This window comes from Vibrio sp. SCSIO 43140 (assembly GCF_023716585.1).
GTDB classification, from domain to species: domain Bacteria; phylum Pseudomonadota; class Gammaproteobacteria; order Enterobacterales; family Vibrionaceae; genus Vibrio; species Vibrio maritimus_B.
This window is the reverse complement of the sequence record NZ_CP071851.1, coordinates 235,560-251,375: the sequence shown is the minus strand read 5'-3', so window position 1 is coordinate 251,375 and position 15,816 is coordinate 235,560. Positions and strand designations below refer to the sequence as shown.

General features: G+C 46.1%; 14 protein-coding genes. 7 read left to right on the top strand and 7 right to left on the bottom strand.

What is annotated here, in order from left to right:
- Positions 1 to 264: 264 nt before the first annotated feature.
- Positions 265 to 420, bottom strand: a complete 156-nt coding sequence (locus J4N45_RS19710; protein WP_197058753.1) for a hypothetical protein — start codon at positions 418 to 420, stop codon at positions 265 to 267.
- Between the two features lie 409 nt (positions 421 to 829).
- On the opposite strand from J4N45_RS19710, the gene J4N45_RS19705 reads away from it, so the two are divergent.
- Both J4N45_RS19705 and J4N45_RS19700 read left to right on the top strand, forming a co-directional pair.
- Positions 830 to 2,494 carry a methyl-accepting chemotaxis protein gene (locus tag J4N45_RS19705; protein WP_252016257.1) on the top strand — a complete coding sequence of 555 codons (1,665 nt, stop codon included), beginning with the start codon at positions 830 to 832 and terminating at the stop codon, positions 2,492 to 2,494.
- Positions 2,495 to 2,644: 150 nt separating this feature from the next.
- On the top strand, positions 2,645 to 3,733 hold the full coding sequence (locus J4N45_RS19700; protein WP_252016255.1) for a DUF3541 domain-containing protein: 1,089 nt from the start codon (positions 2,645 to 2,647) through the stop codon (positions 3,731 to 3,733).
- 4 nt (positions 3,734 to 3,737) lie between these two features.
- Here J4N45_RS19700 and J4N45_RS19695 read toward each other — a convergent pair whose 3' ends face one another.
- On the bottom strand, positions 3,738 to 4,511 hold the full coding sequence (locus tag J4N45_RS19695; protein WP_234497403.1) for an alpha/beta fold hydrolase: 774 nt from the start codon (positions 4,509 to 4,511) through the stop codon (positions 3,738 to 3,740).
- A gap of 555 nt (positions 4,512 to 5,066) precedes the next feature.
- On the opposite strand from J4N45_RS19695, the gene J4N45_RS19690 reads away from it, so the two are divergent.
- On the top strand, positions 5,067 to 6,905 hold the full coding sequence (locus tag J4N45_RS19690; protein WP_252016253.1) for a heparin lyase I family protein: 1,839 nt from the start codon (positions 5,067 to 5,069) through the stop codon (positions 6,903 to 6,905).
- Between the two features lie 188 nt (positions 6,906 to 7,093).
- Positions 7,094 to 7,894, top strand: a complete 801-nt coding sequence (locus J4N45_RS19685; RefSeq protein ID WP_252016251.1) for an SDR family NAD(P)-dependent oxidoreductase — start codon at positions 7,094 to 7,096, stop codon at positions 7,892 to 7,894.
- A 214-nt stretch (positions 7,895 to 8,108) separates the two neighbouring features.
- Here J4N45_RS19685 and J4N45_RS19680 read toward each other — a convergent pair whose 3' ends face one another.
- Entirely contained in the window at positions 8,109 to 8,345 is a 237-nt protein-coding gene (locus J4N45_RS19680) for a GNAT family N-acetyltransferase (RefSeq protein ID WP_128648430.1), read from the bottom strand.
- Positions 8,346 to 8,418: 73 nt separating this feature from the next.
- The gene (locus J4N45_RS19675; RefSeq protein WP_252016249.1) at positions 8,419 to 9,219 is read right to left on the bottom strand and encodes a PhzF family phenazine biosynthesis protein; all 801 of its coding nucleotides are present in this window, start codon (positions 9,217 to 9,219) and stop codon (positions 8,419 to 8,421) included.
- A gap of 160 nt (positions 9,220 to 9,379) precedes the next feature.
- On the opposite strand from J4N45_RS19675, the gene J4N45_RS19670 reads away from it, so the two are divergent.
- The gene (locus J4N45_RS19670) at positions 9,380 to 9,532 is read left to right on the top strand and encodes a DUF2256 domain-containing protein (protein WP_081936001.1); all 153 of its coding nucleotides are present in this window, start codon (positions 9,380 to 9,382) and stop codon (positions 9,530 to 9,532) included.
- On the opposite strand, the gene J4N45_RS19665 is transcribed toward J4N45_RS19670, so the two are convergent.
- The 3 genes from J4N45_RS19665 to J4N45_RS19655 are packed head-to-tail and all read right to left on the bottom strand — an operon-like array spanning position 9,515 to position 13,192.
- Positions 9,515 to 10,240: an SDR family NAD(P)-dependent oxidoreductase gene (locus tag J4N45_RS19665; protein ID WP_286036915.1), complete on the bottom strand. Its 726-nt coding sequence runs from the start codon at positions 10,238 to 10,240 to the stop codon at positions 9,515 to 9,517. The genes J4N45_RS19670 and J4N45_RS19665 overlap by 18 nt on opposite strands.
- A 9-nt stretch (positions 10,241 to 10,249) precedes the next feature.
- Positions 10,250 to 11,800: a cryptochrome/photolyase family protein gene (locus tag J4N45_RS19660; protein ID WP_252016247.1), complete on the bottom strand. Its 1,551-nt coding sequence runs from the start codon at positions 11,798 to 11,800 to the stop codon at positions 10,250 to 10,252.
- A gap of 45 nt (positions 11,801 to 11,845) precedes the next feature.
- Positions 11,846 to 13,192, bottom strand: coding sequence for a DASH family cryptochrome (locus tag J4N45_RS19655; RefSeq protein WP_252016245.1), 1,347 nt, complete (start codon positions 13,190 to 13,192; stop codon positions 11,846 to 11,848).
- Positions 13,193 to 13,332: 140 nt separating this feature from the next.
- Between J4N45_RS19655 and J4N45_RS19650 the strand changes: the two genes are divergently transcribed.
- Positions 13,333 to 14,583 carry an NADH:ubiquinone reductase (Na(+)-transporting) subunit B gene (locus tag J4N45_RS19650; protein WP_252016242.1) on the top strand — a complete coding sequence of 417 codons (1,251 nt, stop codon included), beginning with the start codon at positions 13,333 to 13,335 and terminating at the stop codon, positions 14,581 to 14,583.
- 208 nt (positions 14,584 to 14,791) lie between these two features.
- Entirely contained in the window at positions 14,792 to 15,814 is a 1,023-nt protein-coding gene (locus J4N45_RS19645) for a GGDEF domain-containing protein (protein WP_128648425.1), read from the top strand.
- Positions 15,815 to 15,816: the final 2 nt, after the last annotated feature.

Genomic DNA, 15,816 nt, shown 5'->3' with positions numbered 1-15,816 from the left:
ACAACATGAACTAACGCAAAAGCGAATAGCTTAAATATGGAATGAATAAAATACTTAGATAAATATTATCAAATACCAAAAGTAAAATACCCAAGTATATTACTGTGATATTTCCAAAACGATGATTCAGTGTATTTTCAACATTGAATAATAATGGGAAAAATTTAGTTAACGAGCTATTTGGTTTAAGTGAGAGTAAATGGTTGCGGAGTGAGTTCTAAGCCTAGTGAAAAAAAAAGAACCAGCTAAGCTGGTTCAATTGCGTTAGAGTTTCTTCATATCTTTCGGACAGGTATCGAGGTGAGTTGTGACCACCAGACCGGCATCGGTTAGACAAATATTGCCAGGCTCACCTGCATCATCGGCTAATGCAAAAAAAGAACATACCGTGCTAAGCACGAAAACCACTAATGATTTCATTGTGATATCTCCTTACTAACGTATTGTTCTGCGCGGCAAACTCCCTGCCTCGCTCTTTGAGCATAGTCAAGAAAAAGCAATAGCGACAAAGAATTTATTCAATAATTTCATATAGATAACCACCATCAATAACAGAGGGTGGCAATATTTATCCACCCAATACCAAAACCGACCCTCGTGACATCACCCCCCTCGCTTCTGCCCGAACCCTTAGCTGTAGCACGACGGGTCAGACCACCAGACTGCTATGATTATTTCCATAACAAACAGATAGTTAAGATGAAAGTATAATCCGTGACGCTTTATTACCGATCTTCATCCTGTAAATGGCACAGCGTTTGCTTACTTATTGTTCAGATGCTCAATAAAAGGGCACGATACACAACTACGACTATTAGGATGAATGTTTATGAATTTGTCGATTCGAAAACGACTTTATGTACTTACCATAGTACCTTTGCTGCTCGTTACAATAGGGATACTGGGGATCACCTACTCCAAGGTTTCTGCGCTAAATCAACAACAGTTTGATGACACTCGCCAGAACCTACTCAGCAATAAGCAACTTGAACTCAAAAACTACGTTGAACTTGCTCAAACCTCAGTCTTGAGGTTAGCAAAAGAGGGTGCCAGCCTAGAAGAAGGTTTAGAGGTGCTGCGCCATCTGAAGTTTGACGGCAATGGCTATATCTTCGGCTATAACTCCAAAGGTGATCGACTTTTGATGGGGACGAGCACTAAAGATATTGGCAACAACTACTATTCGGCTCAAGACAGTAAAGGAAACTACTTTATCCAAGACTTGATTCAAAACGCCAAGTCCGGACAGTATACGACCTACTACTTTCCAAAACCGGGACAAACTCTAGCAGAGCCTAAGTTAAGCTTCTCTATGTATATCCCCGAATGGGATCTCATGATTGGCACTGGCTTCTATATCGATGACATCGACCAAACCATTTCTAAAATGGAGCAAGAAGCCACCTCTGCCCTGCAGAGCAAAATTTTCACCATCTTTATGCTGTCTGGCGTCACGCTAGCCTTTGTGTTCGTGCTTGCGACCTTTATTAATCGCAGCATCATGAAGCCACTAGAGAAGTTCGACAGTTCACTGCAAAGCTTTGCAAAGGGCGATGCCGACCTGACCGCACGTATGGAAGAGTTTGACGCCCCTGAATTTAAGCGCTTGGGAAGTAACTTCAATGCCTTTGTTTCAAGCCTGCAGGAAATCATCGCTAATGTATCGAGCACTAGCCATGCCGTGGTTGAAGAAACCAAAGAAATGAAGTCTCGTGCCGCTCAAGTGGACAGCCTAGCTTCCAGTCAGCGTGAAGAGACCGAACAAGTGGCAACGGCGATGACCGAGATGACCACAACATCATCAGAAATTTCGAGCAACGCAACCAGCGCTGCCGCGTCAGCCCAAGAAGCCGACACGAACGCTCGCGACGCACAACTGACGGTAAACACTGCCGCTTCCTCGGTACGTGAACTCGCAGAAGAAGTACTACAAGCCAGTAATGTAATTAGCAGGCTAGAAGGCGATGTGAAAAACATCTCGACATCACTCGCTGTCATACAAGATATCGCAGAGCAAACCAACCTACTCGCGCTTAATGCTGCTATCGAAGCCGCTCGAGCAGGTGAGCAGGGCCGAGGTTTTGCTGTCGTCGCAGATGAGGTACGTCAACTTGCGAGTCGCACGCAACAGAGCACTGGTGAGATCAACCAAATGATTGAGCAGTTAAAAGGTGCTTCTGATGAAGCGGTAAAAGCGATGGACTCAAGCAGAACACGCGGTGAAGCAACAGTTCAACAAGCTAATGATGCTGCAGCAGCCATTGAGGAGATCCAGCGAGCGATCGCCAATATCCACGATATGAATGCACTCATAGCAACGGCAACAGAAGAACAAGCGATTGTTGGTAAAGACATTGCACAGCGCATAGTGGTCATCTCAGATCAAAGTGCTGAGTCTGCAAGTCTAGCCGCAAAAAATCGCGACGGCAGTACTAACCTAAACGGCAGAGCTTCGCAATTAGAACAGCTAGTATCCCGATTTACAGTATCTTAAACCTTTCTTAATCTAAGGCACGAAAACCCTCGTGCCTTTGCTTACTCCACCGCAACACATTCAACAAAACAATAAAACTGACGTAACCATTACAATTTATCGTCGGTTAATTCTTACACTATATCGATCTTTTGGTGGAAGGAAGAAACTATGATATTGAAAAAACGAATACTCGCATTGACGGTTAGTGCCTTTCTAATTACTGGTGCTAGTATTATTGACTTCAGTAGCACACCAAAGCCGCATCAACTTCAGGCACACGCAAACGTGGTTAAAGACACTTACGAGTCTCGACTGTTTTCTCTGTCTCCCTATAAGCAAGGTCATTTTGGCTTACGCATGTATAGGCAGACGCAAGACACCAAATACAAAACGACAATACTCGTCGATCTTGCCAATGTCACCGACCGACTTAATCACATTGCTGCAAACGTCAACACACCGGATGCTATCCACCAGCATTCTTTAGAACGCCTAAACGAATATAAAAAAGGCAAAGACGAGAGAAGTGTACGTCGATACAAGGCGACCAAAGATCAGCCCGAATACTTCTACATGGGGCTCGATGTTCTAAGGTATCTCGCTAGACTGCAAGAATATGGTGTCACCCACAAAGATGATAAGAAGCTTCGTAAACTTCTGCGCAGCTATGACTTCGAATCTGTACTCACCGACAAAGAGATGATCACTGCATGGGCGGCGCAACTTGCCAACCAAGCCTACTGGTTAAAACAGATTGGCGAACAGGATCTAGTCGATGAATTTATCACTGCATTTAAGAAAACGTATCCAAGCAGTGAAGACTACCGTCTAAGCAAACAGCAATTTGGCAACAAGCTTTACGGTATGACCCACATTATTTTGGCCGACTCTGGCTACTATCAACGCCAGGTTAGCGAGCAAGAGCACCAATGGATCTACGACTATTTCCGCCGCAATATTGACGATATTATTAAGCACACTAAAGAAGACATTATCGCGGAAGTTGGCATTAGCTTTTTGCTAGCCGGATTGGAAGACGATCCAGTCGTAGCAAAAACTCGTGCAGCCATCACAAAGTCTATTGATAAACGACACGGCATGATCCCATCGGTATCAGGCGACTTTGATTTTGCCTATGGAGAACACAGAAACGTACTCGCTATTATGCTTTTGGATTGGCAGCCACCTTACGAAGGGCCAAATGTTAAAACCGACCCTAAGTTGTTTAAACAGTTGCCTTACGGAGTAAGTATCTAAGCGATTACTTTTCGAATCGCTCAGTTTGCAAGAAGTTGAGAATTAACTCCGTCACATAAGGATCTCGACGCAGACGGTCGTGCTTGATATCGACTTCGACGAAATCCTTCATCCCTTTGAGCTTGGTCGATTCTACCGACACCAAGCCATCGTTGGTTTTTGCAAACATGCCATTGAACACCGGATAACTTTGCGTTCCGGCTATCACGCCAAAGTCGTAGTTTGGGAGCGGTAATTGATTGGGAAAGCTATTAGGACTGGTCGTCAACGATTCCGCCGTACCACCAACAAGGGATAGCATCCAGGTATCGGAGAAAAAATCGGCAACATCACTACCATGATTTGGTGTACCTACGAAAACAACATTACCCATTTGTTCTGATTGAACAAACTCAGGATGCTTCGCGAGATAGGAGCGAATCACTAAACCGCCTAGTGAGTGACCGACGAAGTGGACTTTAGGTTGGTTGGTGGCATGGTGTGTCGCGGTATCAAATTCAGCAATACAGCGAGAAAGCTCTTCAGCGCTTTTCTCTAAAGTATTTTCTATCGGCTGGCGAATCGTCGGATAGTCAACCACACAAACTTGGTACCCCTGATCCGCGATGCCCTTTGACATATTTTGCATCGACCAAGCACTGCGGGCGAGCCCGTGCACAATCACTACCTGCTCAGCGTGGTGAGCATTGAGCTCTGTGTCCGTGACATCCATTTCGGGTTTGCTGCATCCAACGAGTATTAATGCGGGAACCAAAACTGCCCACTTCATCCGCTTCATCGTACATCTCCAAACCACCGATTCATCAATAGCATATCAAACTGGTACTACCTGCACTAGCACACATGTGCGAGATTTTTGTTCCAATTTACAACAAATATCACCAAGAAGAGATATTGCCTGCACCTAAACTTCAACCAATTGAAATTATTAGATAAAAATTGATGGCACATTACTTAATAGATTAAGTTATTAAAATCGTAATAGAGAGTTCAACTTCAAACGTTGCCAATTCGAGTAAAGTAGCTCTTCCGCTTACTCTTGCACCCAAATGAAAGTGAGACACGTAATGCAATCGTCCTACAACTAACTGATATTAATAACCTTTAACTCAGAAGTATTGATTTTCTCAGCACACACAGCAAGTTGTCATAGAATCATCCAAAATTCACAATGACAGCCCAAACACATACACCCAATCAATATAAAGCCAGTTTGATATAGATATTGAATTGGCTATCTTCAAGCTGAGTGCACTCTTTCTTACCCGATGTTTATCACCTTCTAGCATGGAGGCGAAGCGTCTGTGCGTATCAAACAATCAAGGAGTGACGTATGAGTAGAGTATTGCTGTTTAGTTCATTGGCGACGGCCATTACCTGTTCTTGTCTTTCGTTTTCCGCTTTCGCAGCTGACACCGATGGTGACGGTGTTATCGACACCGTTGATGTGTTTCCACTGGATCCAGAAAAATGGGTGTTACCTTTTCATGAGTTGCCGACTACCGTCGAAGCGGAAGATTTTGACTTAGGTGGACAGGGTGTAGCGTACTCAGATAAAGAGGCAGATAATCGAGGCTCTCACGACTATCGCAATGAATGGGTCGACTTTTCTACCCACGGAGACGCGACTCATGTTGGTTGGTTTAGTCGTGATGAATGGATGAACTACACCGTCAGTGTACCGAGCACTGGCTACTACGAATTTTCGGCGTGGCTAGGTTCAAAAGCGACTTCGTCAAAAGTCGTCGAGTTACGTGAGGGGCAATCTGTTCTTGCGGAGCTCGCATTTTTATCCAGCTCAGGAAACTCTCGAACATTCGAACAATCACCACCTACAACACTTTTTCTCGAACAAGGGGAACACACGTTTACTCTCTATGCTCGAGACGGGTCAGTGCGCGTCGACAAACTTCAGTTTGCTCTCTCGCCCTTATCTAAAGACACCGATGGTGATGGCGTTGTCGATGCCGAAGATGCCTTTCCTAATGATGCATCCGAAACCAAAGACTCCGACAGCGATGGAGTCGGAGATAATAAGGATTTAGATGACGACAATGATGGCGTGCCCGATCTTGAAGATGATTACCCTCTCGATCCTAGCCGCTCTCAAAATCTGGTCACCAATACAGCGCCAGACAATTGTGAAGGGGTAGAGAATCAACAACTATTGTGCGATGTATTAGCCAACGACATTGATCCTGAAGCGGATGAACTTACTATCGTTCTCGCTGACTCAGCGAGTTATGGCTCGCTCACTGTTTCTGAGGGTAAAGTGCTTTACACACCAGAAGAGAACTTCGTCGGGCTTGATGAGTTCAGCTATCAAGTCGATGATGGATTTAACCTCTCAGAGCCAACACGAGTTGACGTTTTGGTCGAACGTACAACGACGATTGAGAACGCAGCGACAATCTACACCGCGAACTATGAAAACGGTACCCCTCAGTCTGGGCTAGAGCAACTCTTAACGCCCTCTTTTTCTAGCAGTTACGACTCTCTCACTCAAGTACCAGCTAGCTATCACTATTACAGCGTCGAGAATGTGCCCTGGGCGCGTACAGGAGAACATGTACTCAAGTTTTTTGGCGAGCCACCAGCCTTTCGAAGCGAAATCGCGTTCATGAACAGTGATTACAATTATTCAGCGGGGGATGATTATTACTTCAGTGCAAGTATCCGCCCCGATGTGTCTTGGCAGAATGTCACTAAGTATTCCATCATTGTCACTCAATGGAAATCGTTTCAATCTGGTCCACACGGTGCAATCAGGCTGAGTAACAACGGTGACTTTAAACTCACCTTTCAATCGCCAAACAATCCAATCATTGATCTTGGCTTTGCACCACAAGATCAATGGACCGACATACGTGTCTATTTCAAGAAATCACTGGGCTCCGATGGGCGCGTTATGATCTGGGTAAATGGTGAGCTCAAACTTGATCGCTCGGGGAAAACTTTAATCATTGGTAACGATGGCTATACCAAAATCGGTATGTACACTGAGATAAGAGATGCGAGAACCATTTACTTCGACAACGTGTCGATATCTAGTGCGATCAATCGCTCACTCGACGAATGGGGGCGCGCTCCTGTCGATGGTATCTATAATGATAGTGACGATGACGGTGTGAGTAATGGTTTAGATCCCAATCCACTCGACCCTAATCGATAAAGAATGAACGATTTTATGGTTCCCCTCTCTGTTACCCACGGGTAGCAGAGGGATTTACACATCCATGATTATCAAAAATATCTATAAACTGTTTCCATGCTGGCACCAATAGAATGTGTAACATTGATAATCTATGCTAAAACCAGACTAGAGAAGTCCCTCACATCATGCCTTTGGAGTGTTTAAAAATGAAAAAAACCGTACTAATTACAGGCGCTACTGACGGAATTGGCTTAGCTGCAGCAAAAATGCTCGTCGCAGAAGGTCACCGTGTATTGATCCATGGCCGAAATCCTCAAAAGCTCGAAGCAGCCAAACAAACACTTCTTGATGTAAATAGTGATGCTGAAGTTGAAACCTACATTGCTGACCTGTCTGTATTGTCGGAAATTAAACCGTTTGCTGATAAGGTGAAAAGTGAACACGACAGCCTAGATGCGCTGATCAACAACGCAGGTGTCTACACCACAAACAATGCGCGTACTAAAGATGGTTTCGATGTGCGTTTTGCAGTTAACACACTGGCCCCTTACCTGTTAACCAAAGCACTGTTGCCTCTGCTTCAGTCTGGACGTGTTGTAAACTTATCCTCTGCCGCTCAAGCACCGGTGGAGACCGAAGCGTTGCGTGGTAATGCGGCTCTGGGTGATGGTATGGCATACGCACAAAGTAAGTTAGCCATTACTATTTGGTCACAAGAGATGGCTAAAGAGCTTGGCAGCCAAGGTCCAGTGATTGTTGCGGTAAATCCGGCGTCTATGCTGGGCAGTAAGATGGTAAAAGACGCGTATGGCGTTGCTGGCGGCGATATCAACATCGGTGCTGATATTCTTCGCCGAGCGGCATTGGATGAAGAGTTTGCCGATGCTTCTGGTAAATACTTTGACAACGATATCGGTCGTTTTGCAGCACCGCACCCGCAGGCAGCCAATAGTGGGAAAGTGGCGGAGGTGATGCAGGTGATTGATGAATTGGTGAGTGGGTTTTAGCGCCGCGCAACCTATTATTAAAAAGCTATATGTATCGAGCTGTTTGCTCCTCCCCTTGGAAGCGGGGCGCGTAGCTGGGAGGGGTCAAGCTCCGAATGTGAATCGCGAGCAAGTCACATGTTGTAAGTCCGCTTTACCCCCTCTAGCTCCCCCTTAATAAGGGGGAGAACCACAGGCTAGCTCCTGTAGTCGCATCGCCTATTATTTATGAATCTCAATCTAAAAACTTAGCGACATACCAACAGTCAGCTTCAATCTGATATTGCTCGCCTTTCGCCCATGCTAACCCTTTATCGACTAACTGCTTGGCAATCCCTTGACCACGAAACACATCCGGTACAAACGTGCGGGTAAAGTTCACATTACTTCCGTCCAACTTATATTCAAGTACACTCTCGTGACCATCTTTTGCAAAGACGAATCGATGGCGTTCTGGTTGGTGTTCGATCATAAAAACTCCTGATTTTATTGGATATCTTAATGTCACTCGACAAAGATAACCTAAAACAGAAAAAGGGTAACAGCTAAATGTTGAACGTGCCCCGAATAAGGGTTACGGCTTGGCCACTGAGCTCTATACGTTCGCCCTTAATCATCATACCGACGTAGCCACCACGCTCAGAATCTTGATAGCCAATTAACGAACACTTACCCAGTTTCTCAGCCCAATACGGTGCCAACGCACAATACGCAGAACCGGTCACAGGGTCTTCATTCACACCTACCCATGGCGCAAAGTATCGAGCGATGAAGTCCACATCGCTTCTCGATGATTTTGCAGTCACAACGATAGAGCGTCCTTCGGTTTGCAATAAAGCGTGGAAGTTAGGTGCTAACTGGTGAAGCTTGTCTTCACTTTTAAGCACGATAAAGTCTTTACCACCCTCAAACTCTGCACAAAACTCAATATCATCATCCTTGATACCGAGCGCCGCACACTTATCAGGAGAGATTAATGTGCTTTCCACTGGGTGATAAAGCGGGAAATCCATCGAGATTCGCTCTCCAGATTTCTTCACTGATAGCTCACCAGACAACGTATTAAACTCATATGAACCGTCATCATTTAACAGCTTCAAGTTATCAAGAACCTTCACCGTCGCGAGTGTTCCATGCCCACATAATGCAACCTCTACTTGAGGCGTGAACCAACGTAATCGTTTATCACTAAGCGACAAAAATGCGGTTTCGGATATCGCCATTTCTTTGGCAATACTCAACATTAGTGATGCTGGCAATGGCTCTTGAGTAATACAAACCCCAGCGGGGTTACCCTTAAACGGCTCCGCAGTAAACGCGTTCACCTGATAGATTTCTAGTTCCATGAATCTTTACCTTTCTCACCACTGCTCAACTATAGAATAGATAATAACGACAATATTAACTACATCCCCGTATATCATCTGGGATAACTCAGTGCAAACTGCACCATCAATAGTCTGGTTGCGTATATCAAAATGTGTCGAACTACTGTCGAAAATACACATGCACAAGAAAGCTCATCTTCCCAAAAAACTATGTCCAGTTTGTCAACGCAGCTTTAGTTGGAGAAGAAAGTGGGATAAGTGCTGGGACGAAGTGAAATACTGTTCGAAGCGATGCTCATCCAACAAGCGTCGCCTACCATTCAATGAGTGAGCCGTCGTACGCGAGAAACTGGCCGTTATTACTGCGGTCAAGGGACTGAAGAACCTTGATAAGTAATCTAGCCGTCTTATCTGCTGAAAACAGTTTGTGCTCTGGGACACGCGCTTGAAAAGGTTTGGATAACGACGTGTCGGTTGTTCCCGGATGGAGCGCGACCGTACACGAACGCGGCATCAAACGCCCCCATTCAATGCTGATATTTTTAAGTGCCATATTAAGCGCTGCTTTTGAGCACCGATAGCTGTACCAGCCCCCTAGTCCGTTGTCGGTGATGCTGCCAACCCGAGCCGAGATGGTTGCAAAGATTGGCGAGTGTGCTTTTCTCAAAAGAGGTTGAAAGTGCTGAGCTAGCAGTAAGGTAGGTAAGGTATTGATTCTTATTGCATCAATAAACTGCTCTGAGTCCACCGATTTCAAGCTCTTTTCCGGCATACGTTCATTAATAGAGAGCGCGCCGACACAGTTTATCAGCCAATCTAGGTGCACTACCTCGCTAAGCCTCTCCACCAGCATTGGGTAATGCGCCTGTTCCATGACATCGAGTTGGAACCAAGAAATGCGTTCGTAGTCCTCAGAGCCTTGGGGCAGTGTGCTGCGATAAGTGGCAAAGACTTGAATCTCCGGTAATTGCGCAAGTTGCCGACACATTGCCCAGCCGATACCACCAGAACCGCCCACAATTAGTACGTTTGTTGTCACATCTGCTCCCTACAACTCGTTGATGCGTGCCAGATTGGCTTCGGCTGTGGTTAAGTGTTCGTCCTGTACTTCTGGAGCCATTCGATCCCATGTACGGTAAATCATCGCTATTCTTGGGTTGTTTCCCAGACGCTCTCGATGTTTGTGCATAAAGCGCCAATAGAAGCCGTTAAATGGACAAGCCTGTTCTCCCTTGCGCTCTTTGACGTTGTAGTAGCAGCCACCGCAGTAATCGCTCATCTTATTTATGTAACCACCGCTCGAGCAGTATGGTTTCGTCGCTATCAAGCCGCCATCTGCGTATAGTGCCATGCCTCGGGTATTCGGCATCTCTACCCACTCAATCGCGTCGATGTAAATACCTAAATACCACTCTTCGACCAGGTCAGGGTCAACCTCGGTCAGCAATGCAAAGTTGCCCGTGACCATCAGACGTTGGATGTGATGCGCATAGGCGTATTCCAATGACTGATTGACAGCGTGTTGCATACAACGCATTTTGGTTTGTCCGGTCCAGTAAAAGTCCGGTAGCGGTCGGTGAGCATCAAGCGCATTCTTGCGCTTGTAATCCGGCATATTGCTCCAGTACATACCGCGAATGTACTCTCGCCAACCAAGAATTTGTCTAACGAACCCTTCGACTTGTGCAAGCGTAATATCACCGTCAGACTGTGAGTAGCTATCGATAGCCGCATACAACACTTCTATCGGTGACAGCATCTTGCTGTTGAGCGAAAATGACAGTCGACAGTGATAAAGACTCCACATAGAGTCATGCTCTCCTGTCATCGAATCTTGAAAGCGTCCAAAGTTAGGAAGACAGATATTGCAAAAGTGCGCAAGAAGGTTGAGTGACTGCTCACGATTAATCGGCCACAGTAAATGCTCTCCAATCTCACCAATGGACTTCAATCCATGACGATGGATTCGCTCGACAGTAGATTGGGTTGAATTTGAGAACATCAATGGGCTGGGTAACTCTTTAATATCGTTGACCTTCAGCTTGTTACGATTATCTGCATCATAACTCCACTTGCCGCCAAGTGGCTTATCCTCGTTAGCCATCAGCATACCGTGCCGGCGACGCATTTTGCGGTAGAAATGGTCCATGACTATCGCCTTGCCGGTTGGAAACATCTCCTCAATCTCAGAAAATGGCAAGAGGAAATGCTCCGTATCGACTTCTACTACTTGTGCATTCTCCAGCTTCAACTCTCTGAGTTGTTGAAGCAAGCGGTATTCATCAGGACGCTGGTATTCGAATCGGGATGCTTGTGTCTGTTGGCATTTCGTCACGATAAGGTCAGACAGGCTTTTGTACTGACTGCTTTGGTCAAGGTTGAGATGCTCAACGCTGTGCCCTAATTCCGTAAGAGCACGAGCAAACGACTCCATTGCGAGAAAGAACGCGACCTGTTTCTGTATGTGATGAGTCACGTATTCAGATTCTTGCTTGAGCTCGGCGATGAGATACAGAACGCCATCATCCACGGAAGAAAACCAAGAATGTCGCTCATTCAACTGGTCACCCAACACAAGCCTAATGGTGTGATACGTCATCGCTCTCTCCCTTGTTACTACTTATTAGCTGCTACATATTGGCTGCTACTCATTCGTGTCTAGGGGCCAGTCCACCATATCGACGGCATCGACACTCATAGTCAGTCCCTCTCCTTGCCACTTACGGATGAAAACCCCATCAGGATCATACATTTGAGTCTGTTTTTGTAGGTCAAACTTTCGATGCCCTCTAGGATCGGCTCCCACCCCAGCTAGGTATTGCCAATTACCCCAATTAGACCCCACGTCATAGTCTATGAGCGTGTGTTGGAAATAGTTTGCCCCATAGCGCCAGTCAATAGACAACTCGTGTACCAAGCAACTGGCAACGAGCTGACGACCTCGATTCGACATGTAACCCGTCTGTTTAAGCTGGCGCATACAAGCGTTAACTATCGGGTAAGGGGTAGTACCATTGACCCATTGACGAAAACGTTGAGCGTAAAATGAGGTCAAGGGTGCCTTGTTTTGAATGCCCGAAAAAGCAAACAACCGAGCACCATGTCGTCTGCCATACCAATGGAAGTACTCTCGCCACAACAGTTCAAACACGATCCAGTAGGTTGAATCGTTGGCGCCGTTGTGTCGCTCAAAACGATGAAGTTGGCTTACTATTGCTTTCGCAGAGATATTGCCATTGGCTAGCCAAAGCGAAAACTTAGTCGAGCTTTGCCAATCATCGAGCGCATTTCGCGTCTTTTTGTAGCTAAGCGCAGCATCGGTTTCGAAGTAGCTTCGCACATGGGACAGTCCTGCCAACTCACCTCCTCGTACATTTTGACCTAGATCGAGCGCCTCCTCGAAGCTTCCATAAGCCTCTGGAAGCCCTTGTCGATTGTTTACCGGAGGTGGAAGTGTGGTGACCGTTCCACTAGGTAAGGGAATGGGCTGTTTTTCTATCAACTTTCTGAACTTTGAGAAACTCTGAGGAAGATCTCCAAGATCAAAGGGAAGCTCGCTCTCTTTAAAGAGGCTGTGTGTGTCGTCTCGATGGATGGCCAGTTTAGGATGTTGCCCCTCCAATTTCTCAACTATGGTATCCAGATACCAACTTGCGGAGTGCGAAACAAACAAATCGGTAATGTTATAGGTTCTGATAAGTTCATTGAGCGCATCTAGAGCTTGACTAGGACCATCAGCCTCAAGCTTGTGCAACACCTGCCCAACTTGCCTCAAAGATTGATTGAGCTCGCCGATAGACTGCATAGCGAAATGCTGCCTTGCATCGTCGTTTATTTCGATGGGTAAGAAGCGTCGCTCAAACTGACTTTTTAGCTCTGGAAAATAGAGGCAATGTAGGGAGTCGACTTCCCGAGCGGCTTTCGCGAGCAACGGATTGTCGTGGAGTCGAAAATCGTTATAAAACCAATAAATACCTCGTCGAGTCGTCATATTGTCCTCACTATCCCGCACTCATAAAGCGTTTGCCTTCATTCACATACGAGTGATTGCGCTAGTTAGCTTAGTCAAAGAGTGGACATATCGCGAAGCCAACACGTAATAACTGTGTTATTGCAGAGGAGGCATGAGTTATGGCACTCAAAAAAACTTTAGATAACTTAGCTCCACATTTTGAACCCGGAGGGAAATACCAAACCTACTACCCACTCTACGAAGCTGTCGCCACCCTTTTTTATACGCCAGGTCATGTGACCAAGGGGCGTACCCACTTAAGAGACAGCATCGACCTTAAACGCATTATGATCATGGTGTGGCTTGCTGTGTTCCCCGCTATGTTTTGGGGCATGTACAACATTGGTCACCAAGCCAATGCTGCGTTGACAGCGACCTACACCCTTGCAGAACTCTCCGCTCTTTTCGAAGCGAGCTGGCGGTTGTCTTTCGCCTTTGGAAGCCCTGAGGCATTAGCGACCGCAGGTTGGGGACGAGAAATGCTCTACGGAGCCAGTTACTTCCTACCTGTCTATGCGACGGTGTTCATCGTTGGGGGTTTCTGGGAAGTGTTGTTCTCCATTGTCCGCAAACATGAAGTTAATGAAGGCTTCTTCGTCAGCTCCATTCTGTTTGCACTCATCCTGCCCCCCACTATTCCTCTTTGGCAAGCGGCGCTTGGCATCACCTTCGGTATCGTTGTGGCGAAAGAAGTATTTGGTGGAACAGGACGTAACTTTCTCAATCCAGCACTCGCGGGGCGCGCATTCCTCTATTTTGCTTATCCTGCTCAGATGTCAGGGGGAGCCGTTTGGGTTGCTGCCGATGGCTATTCAGGCGCCACACCACTGAGCCAATGGTATGAAGGCGGGCAAAGTGCGTTGGTCAACAACATGACAGGAGAGGCATTAAGCTGGACTGACGCCTTTATCGGAAACTTACCGGGCTCTATGGGCGAGGTCTCCACCTTATTCATTTTGATAGCGGGTATTTTCTTGATTGCCATCGGTATCGCCTCATGGCGGATTGTTTTAGGTGTACTGATTGGACTCACTGTCACCGCGACACTACTCAATACCATAGGATCAGACACCAACCCTATGTTCTCAATGCCGATATGGTGGCATTTTGTAATTGGCGGCGTGGCATTTGGCACCTTTTTTATGGCGACAGACCCTGTTTCTGCGGCGTTTACCGATACAGGTAAGATTGCCTACGGAATACTGATCGGTGTGATGACCATCTTTATACGCGTGCTCAATCCCGCCTACCCCGAAGGCATCATGCTCGCAATCCTGTTTGCCAACCTCTTTGCTCCGTTGTTCGACCACCTGGCAAAAGAGGCGATGGTAAAACGACGAGAGCGCCGGTTAAAGCAAGCCAATCGGTGATCATTGTCAAAGAACTCAGTAACGATATATTTAAAATGTATCGTTACTGAAGCAATATCACACCCAAAACTGGGGACATTTACAAAAACTGAGGTTCCAAAAGTGACAATTTGCCTATCTCGTTAGATAATTGCTTATATAAACAAATAAAAAATAACAAAAAAAGATCGCGGCACATATCGGAATGAGTTAAGGACAAATACGGACTATGAAGAAAAACGATTTTCAAAAATCGGCTGCCAACCTCAAAAAGGCAGTACCATTGATGGTGAAACATCACGTGCCCGCTACGCCAGCTAATTACGCACTCTGGTACACCTACGTAGATCAAACGATCCCTGAGTTAAATGCAGACATGGACGCCATCTTAAAAGACTACGATGTCCTGCCACCCGTCAATTCCGCTTCCCTATACAGAAACCACATCGCTGACAAAGCCGAAGTTGATTTGCAAGATCTCAAGGTCAATCTAGAAGCAATAGTGACAGAAATGTCGAGTTCCATGTCTGATGCACTCACTGATACCACCGATTTTTCGAAAGCTCTCGAGAATAGCTTCGACGGTTTATCATCGAGCCTAGATGCTGAACGTGCTCCAACCCTTGATGACGTGATGCCACTAATCAAGCAGCTTGTTGATGAAGCAAGCGAAATACGCCACTCCACTGACTTTATTCAAGGACAGTTGAAGAATGCCAGTGACGAGATAAGCCGCTTAAAATCGCAATTGGCCAAAGTCCAATGCAATGCCATGTTTGATAGTCTCACCACGCTTTACAATCGAGGTGCATTTGATGCTGACTTAACGATGTTCTGTCAAGCAAAGCAACCAATGAGCCTAATTCTTCTCGATATTGACCACTTCAAAAAATTCAACGACGAAATGGGTCATTTGTTTGGCGATACCATTCTCAAAGGCATTTCCCAACGACTGAAGCAAGCCTGCCGAGGTGGCATCGCTGCGTATCGTTTTGGTGGTGAAGAGTTTGCGCTAATTGTCCCAAATAAGTCTCTTCGAGTCGCAAGACAGATGGCCGATGCCCTGCGTCTAGCTATCGAAAAAATGACTATTAAGGATCGTAAAAACGGCAACAAGGTGGGCAATATTACTGCCTCATTTGGGGTTGCCGAGTTTGTCGCTGGTGACAGCTATGCCTCTTTAGTGGAACGTGCGGATAAACAGCTTTACGACGCTAAGCGCTCCGGTCGCAACCGCGTTATGCCTTTCTAAAG

Excerpts from the sequence above, each read along its gene's own strand:
- J4N45_RS19700 (WP_252016255.1), top strand. The coding sequence starts at position 2,645 with ATGATATTGAAAAAACGAATACTCGCATTGACGGTTAGTGCCTTTCTA.
- J4N45_RS19690 (WP_252016253.1), top strand. The coding sequence starts at position 5,067 with ATGAGTAGAGTATTGCTGTTTAGTTCATTGGCGACGGCCATTACCTGT.
- J4N45_RS19650 (WP_252016242.1), top strand. The coding sequence starts at position 13,333 with ATGGCACTCAAAAAAACTTTAGATAACTTAGCTCCACATTTTGAACCC.
- J4N45_RS19705 (WP_252016257.1), top strand. The coding sequence starts at position 830 with ATGAATTTGTCGATTCGAAAACGACTTTATGTACTTACCATAGTACCT.
- J4N45_RS19680 (WP_128648430.1), bottom strand. The coding sequence starts at position 8,345 with ATGATCGAACACCAACCAGAACGCCATCGATTCGTCTTTGCAAAAGAT.
- J4N45_RS19660 (WP_252016247.1), bottom strand. The coding sequence starts at position 11,800 with ATGACGTATCACACCATTAGGCTTGTGTTGGGTGACCAGTTGAATGAG.
- J4N45_RS19670 (WP_081936001.1), top strand. The coding sequence starts at position 9,380 with ATGCACAAGAAAGCTCATCTTCCCAAAAAACTATGTCCAGTTTGTCAA.
- J4N45_RS19695 (WP_234497403.1), bottom strand. The coding sequence starts at position 4,511 with ATGAAGCGGATGAAGTGGGCAGTTTTGGTTCCCGCATTAATACTCGTT.
- J4N45_RS19710 (WP_197058753.1), bottom strand. The coding sequence starts at position 420 with ATGAAATCATTAGTGGTTTTCGTGCTTAGCACGGTATGTTCTTTTTTT.
- J4N45_RS19675 (WP_252016249.1), bottom strand. The coding sequence starts at position 9,219 with ATGGAACTAGAAATCTATCAGGTGAACGCGTTTACTGCGGAGCCGTTT.
- J4N45_RS19685 (WP_252016251.1), top strand. The coding sequence starts at position 7,094 with ATGAAAAAAACCGTACTAATTACAGGCGCTACTGACGGAATTGGCTTA.
- J4N45_RS19655 (WP_252016245.1), bottom strand. The coding sequence starts at position 13,192 with ATGACGACTCGACGAGGTATTTATTGGTTTTATAACGATTTTCGACTC.
- J4N45_RS19645 (WP_128648425.1), top strand. The coding sequence starts at position 14,792 with ATGAAGAAAAACGATTTTCAAAAATCGGCTGCCAACCTCAAAAAGGCA.